Genomic DNA, 4,832 nt, shown 5'->3' on the forward strand with positions numbered 1-4,832 from the left:
CTCGACGCACCGTCGTGACACACGTCTCCATTCAATCCAGTTTCGAACAAGCAGGAGCAGTAAATGAATGTGTTCTGGTTCATTCCGACTCACGGCGATGGCCGCTATCTCGGTACGTCCCAAGGCGCACGCGCAGCGGATTTCGACTACTTCCAGCAGATCGCCGTGGCCGCCGATACGCTCGGCTACGAGGGCGTGCTGCTGCCCACGGGCCGTTCGTGCGAAGACGCATGGGTCGTCGCATCGAGCCTGATGGCCGCGACCAAACGTCTGAAGTTTCTGGTGGCGATCCGTCCGGGCATTTCGTCACCGGGTCTGGCGGCGCGCATGGCGGCGACCTTCGACCGGGTGTCGAATGGGCGCTTGCTGATCAACGTCGTGACCGGCGGCGATCCGGGTGAGCTGGAAGGCGACGGCGTGTTCGTCGATCACGACACGCGCTATGAAATCACCGACGAATTCCTGCACATCTGGCGCAATCTGCTGAGCGCCGCGCATACCAAAGAAGCGATCGACTTCGAAGGCAAGCATCTGACCTCGAAGGGCGGCAAGGTGCTGTTTCCGTCGTTGCAGAACCCGCATCCGCCGCTGTGGTTCGGCGGGTCGTCGGCGGCTGCGCACGACATCGCGGCCGATCACATCGACACGTATCTGACGTGGGGTGAGCCGCCCGCGGCAGTCGCCAAAAAGGTCGCCGACGTTCGCGCGCGCGCCGAAGCACGTGGCCGCACGATCAAGTTCGGCATTCGCCTGCATGTGATCGTGCGCGAGACCGAAGAAGAAGCATGGGCCGCCGCCGACAAGCTGATCAGCAAGCTCGACGACGAAACGATTGCCCGCGCGCAGGCTTCGTACTCGAAGATGGATTCGGAAGGACAGCGCCGGATGGCGGCATTGCACGGCGGCAAGCGAGGCGGTCGCGCGGAGCTCGAGGTCTATCCGCATCTGTGGGCGGGCGTGGGTCTCGCGCGAGGCGGCGCGGGTACGGCGATTGTCGGCAACCCCGAGCAGGTCGTGGCGCTGATCAAGGAATATCAGGAGCTTGGTATCGACACCTTCATCCTGTCCGGCTATCCGCATCTCGAAGAGTCGTATCGCTTCGCCGAACTGGTGTTTCCGCTGCTGCCGGGGCGTAAGAGCAAGACGGCCGGCGGTCCGCTGTCGGGTCCGTTCGGCGAGATCGTCGGCGGCAACCATCTGCCGAAGGCGGCGAACTCGCGCTGAGCAGCGTCGGCCGGTCCGGCAACAACGTCCATCGATAGGCAATGAGGAAATCATCATGGCTCCATCCACTGTAAGTGTGGAACGAGGCACACGGTCAGGTGTAGATGCGAGTGCCAGCGTGCGTGCAGACGCGCGTGCCGGCCTGCTGCGCCGCATCGGCGCGCATCTCGCGCCGTGGCTCGCGCCGCTGGCGATTCTGCTGGCGTGGGAATTCGCCGCGCGTAGCGGGATTCTCTCGACGCGCGTGCTGCCCGAGCCGCTCGCGGTCGTGAAGGCCGCGTGGTCGCTGATCCAGTCCGGCGAAATGTGGGCCGACGTCAAGGTCAGCACGTGGCGCGCGGTGTCGGGCTTCGCGGTCGGCGGCAGTATCGGGCTCGTGCTCGGCCTTGCAACGGGTCTCTTCAAGCCCGTCGAAATCGCACTCGATTCGACCGTGCAGATGATCCGCAACATTCCCGCGCTGGCGATGATCCCGCTCGTGATCCTGTGGTTCGGTATCGAGGAAGAGGCGAAGCTGTTTCTCGTCGCACTGGGCGTATTTTTCCCGATCTACGTGAACACGTTTCACGGCATCCGCTCGGTCGACGCCAATCTGACCGAGATGGCGCGCAGTTACGGCGTGAAGGGTTTCGCACTGTACCGGCACGTGATCTTGCCGGGCGCGTTGCCGTCGATTCTGGTCGGCGTGCGTTTCGCGTTGGGGCTGATGTGGGTCACGCTGATCGTCGCCGAAACCATTTCCGCGCAATCGGGCATCGGCTACATGACGATGAACGCACGCGAATTCCTGCAAACCGATGTGGTGGTGGTCGGCATCCTGCTGTACGCGGCGCTCGGCAAACTCGCGGACGTGCTGGCCAAGGGTCTCGAGCGTGTCACGCTGCGCTGGCATCCGGCTTATCAACGAGGAGCGAAAGCATGAACGCAACGACCCTGTCGGCGTCGTTCGGCGGCATCGCGGGCAGCGATCTCGAAGCCGAACTGGCGCAACCGCGCACCGCCGATCATGACGCGGACGAAGCCGCGGATTTCGAGCGCACCGATACCGCGGCACGCGAAAACCAACGCGCCGGCGCGCTGCCGGCGGCGGCCGCGCTAACCCGCAACGACGCGCGCCGTTCCGCCGATTATTCGGTCGAGTTGCGCGGCGTCGGCAAGCAGTACGGCGAGCGCAAGGTGCTGTCCGATTTCGATCTGTCGATCGAGCGCGGCAGTTTCGTGGCGATTGTCGGGCGCAGCGGCTGCGGAAAATCGACCTTGTTGCGGCTGGTCGCGGGTCTGGAAAAGACCACCTCGGGCGTGCTCGAAAAGCGCACCGAAGACGGCCGGCCGCTCGACACCCGCATCATGTTCCAGGACGCGCGGCTCCTGCCCTGGAAGAGCGTGCTGCAGAACGTGATGCTCGGCCTCGGCCGCAGCGCGCGTGACGAGGCCCGTGCCGTGCTCGCCGAAGTCGGCCTGCTCGAACGCGCCAACGACTGGCCGGCGCAATTGTCCGGCGGTCAGCGTCAGCGGGTGGCGCTCGCGCGGGCGCTGGTGCATCGGCCGCAATTGCTGCTGCTGGACGAACCGCTCGGCGCGCTCGACGCGTTGACCCGCATCGAAATGCACGCGCTGATCGAACGGCTGTGGCGCGAACATCGATTTACCGCACTGCTGGTGACGCACGACGTGCATGAAGCCGTCGCCCTGGGCGACCGGATTCTGCTGATCGAAGACGGGCGCATCGCGCTCGATCAGCCGGTGCCGCTGGCGCGTCCGCGGGCGCGTGCGTCGGCCGGTTTTGCCGCGCTGGAAGAACATGTGTTGCAACGCGTCCTGAAGACCGCGCCGAACGACGCCGCGCTGGCCGATCGCGCTTACGACGCACGTGACGAGAGCCGCCTCAGGCGGCCGACAGACGTCCGCTGGGCCGTCTGATATCTGTTGACTGACCGTTTTTCAATCGCCGCTTTTCAATCGATTTTCCTGGAGCCACTCGACATGAGCATTTCCGCAATCAACGTACGTAATCAGTTCAAAGGCAAGATCAAGGAAATCATCCGCGGGCCGGTCGTGTCCGAAGTCGATGTGGATACGCCGTTCGGTATCGTCACCTCGGTGATCACCACGCGTTCCGTCGACGAACTCGAGCTGAAGGTCGGCTCGGAAGTGGTCGCGCTGGTGAAGTCGACGGAGGTGTCGATCGCGCGTCTGTAAGCGCTATTTCGCGTTGGCGGCACTGGCGGGCGGCTCGTGCATCATCTTGTCGTTGGTCGGCTTGCGCGGGCGCTTGATCGGCATATTGTCCGGATTGCTCGCACCGCCTGAGCCGGAGGCCGCCTCGGGCGGCTTGACCATCGAAGCGCCGCCATTGCGCGGGGCCGCTTGCGTCTTGAGCGCCGGGTTTGAGGTTTGTGCGAATGTTTGTGCGAACGCCACGGTGCCGCACGCGCCGGCTATCGCGAGCGCCGCGCCTGCCGTCAGCGCTACCAGTCTGTATCTCTCCATCTCGCTCTCCTTTTCGATGCGGCTTGTTGGTTTCGCTGCGGCCACACTTGTGCGGTAGACCCGGGTCAGCGCGGAAAATTCGCGCGTCGCGTTGCATTCAGACCCCGGCGCATCCAGTCCCTATCTGATCAACTCGATGCCCGGCAAGCAGGGGCGCGCATACAGTGCCATCGCGCAACGTATTGGCACGCAACACCTATGCCTCGACGCGGCCCCTGCATGCGGCCGCGAAACTTGCTAGGATGAATCGAGTATCACGACGGAGACGGCCATGTCGAAGTCATTGAGTCCTGAAGCGGTTGAAGCATTGCGGCGCCTGAACGATGTCGGCGTGGGACAGTCCATGCCGAAGTTCGCGCCATCCGTCACCGCGGAATTGCTGGCGAATGGACTCGCCGCCGCAGCGAGCGGCGGGGAAGTCGAGATCACCTGCAACGGGCGGCAGTACCTTTCCGGCGATTGCGACTGATCGTCGGATAAGGCGGCCCATTGCATGTTCCGAGCCGCGCGGGCGGCCCGGCGGACAAATGTGGCCTACGGAATTTCACCAACCGCGCTAAAGACACCACGGAGGCGAACATGGAGCCCAATGGCCTCGACATGGGCGACTATCAGGAGCGCTATCTGGACTACGAGGTCGAAGTCGCGGTCGAACAGGTGCTCACCGGCGTCAAGGCGCATTTTCGGATTTTGCGGGGCGACGCCGTGGTGGTCGACTGGCGGCTCGTGCATATCAGCAGCCTGTGGGCTACCGAGCATGCCGCCGCCGAAGCAGGTTTCCATGCGGCGCGCGAAATGATCGATGCCGGCCTCGTCGCATAGCCACGACGTGTGAGTCGGCAAACGGGTTCGATTAAGCTGACGGATTCTTGACGACTCGCCGAGGCGGCGTTGTATCTCGCACGTGCCATTCCGATCATCCGTATTTTTTCTGAAGAGAAAGCCCGGGAATTTTACGTGGACTTTCTCGGCTTCACCGTCGACTGGGAAACACCGCTTCGACGCGAATTTGCCGCTCTGCATGCAGGTGCGCCGCTCCGAACTGATTCTGCACTTGAGCGAGCATCACGGCGACGCGACGGCGGGCTCGACGATTTTCGTGCCGGTGCAGGACATTG

General features: G+C 63.7%; 7 protein-coding genes and 1 pseudogene. 7 read left to right on the forward strand and 1 reads right to left on the reverse strand.

Annotated elements, in window-relative coordinates; genetic code table 11:
• Nucleotides 1–63: 63 nt before the first annotated feature.
• The 4 genes from ssuD to QOC89_RS29305 all read left to right on the forward strand — a co-directional run bounded on the left by ssuD (nucleotide 64) and on the right by QOC89_RS29305 (nucleotide 3,423).
• On the forward strand, nucleotides 64–1,224 hold the full coding sequence (gene ssuD / locus QOC89_RS29290) for an FMNH2-dependent alkanesulfonate monooxygenase (RefSeq protein WP_323048233.1): 1,161 nt from the start codon (nucleotides 64–66) through the stop codon (nucleotides 1,222–1,224).
• 55 nt (nucleotides 1,225–1,279) lie between these two features.
• On the forward strand, nucleotides 1,280–2,146 hold the full coding sequence (gene ssuC, locus QOC89_RS29295) for an aliphatic sulfonate ABC transporter permease SsuC (RefSeq protein WP_323048234.1): 867 nt from the start codon (nucleotides 1,280–1,282) through the stop codon (nucleotides 2,144–2,146).
• Nucleotides 2,143–3,144 carry an ATP-binding cassette domain-containing protein gene (locus QOC89_RS29300; protein WP_323048235.1) on the forward strand — a complete coding sequence of 334 codons (1,002 nt, stop codon included), beginning with the start codon at nucleotides 2,143–2,145 and terminating at the stop codon, nucleotides 3,142–3,144. The genes ssuC and QOC89_RS29300 overlap by 4 nt, the downstream gene beginning before the upstream one ends.
• A gap of 63 nt (nucleotides 3,145–3,207) precedes the next feature.
• Complete coding sequence (locus QOC89_RS29305; RefSeq protein WP_323048236.1) at nucleotides 3,208–3,423, forward strand: TOBE domain-containing protein; 216 nt, start codon at nucleotides 3,208–3,210, stop codon at nucleotides 3,421–3,423.
• A gap of 3 nt (nucleotides 3,424–3,426) precedes the next feature.
• On the opposite strand, the gene QOC89_RS29310 is transcribed toward QOC89_RS29305, so the two are convergent.
• Nucleotides 3,427–3,714 (reverse strand): hypothetical protein, encoded by a 288-nt coding sequence (locus QOC89_RS29310; protein ID WP_323048237.1) that lies wholly within the window; start codon nucleotides 3,712–3,714, stop codon nucleotides 3,427–3,429.
• Between the two features lie 271 nt (nucleotides 3,715–3,985).
• On the opposite strand from QOC89_RS29310, the gene QOC89_RS29315 reads away from it, so the two are divergent.
• The 3 genes and pseudogenes from QOC89_RS29315 to QOC89_RS29325 form a co-directional block, all read left to right on the forward strand.
• The gene (locus tag QOC89_RS29315) at nucleotides 3,986–4,183 is read left to right on the forward strand and encodes a hypothetical protein (protein ID WP_323048238.1); all 198 of its coding nucleotides are present in this window, start codon (nucleotides 3,986–3,988) and stop codon (nucleotides 4,181–4,183) included.
• A gap of 110 nt (nucleotides 4,184–4,293) precedes the next feature.
• A complete protein-coding gene (locus QOC89_RS29320; protein WP_323048239.1) occupies nucleotides 4,294–4,536 on the forward strand; it encodes a DUF6566 family protein in 243 nt (80 codons plus the stop codon).
• A 69-nt stretch (nucleotides 4,537–4,605) separates the two neighbouring features.
• A pseudogene (locus tag QOC89_RS29325) lies at nucleotides 4,606–4,832 on the forward strand (glyoxalase superfamily protein); the annotation flags it as partial.

The organism is Paraburkholderia sp. (assembly GCF_034668105.1).
Lineage (GTDB): Bacteria > Pseudomonadota > Gammaproteobacteria > Burkholderiales > Burkholderiaceae > Paraburkholderia.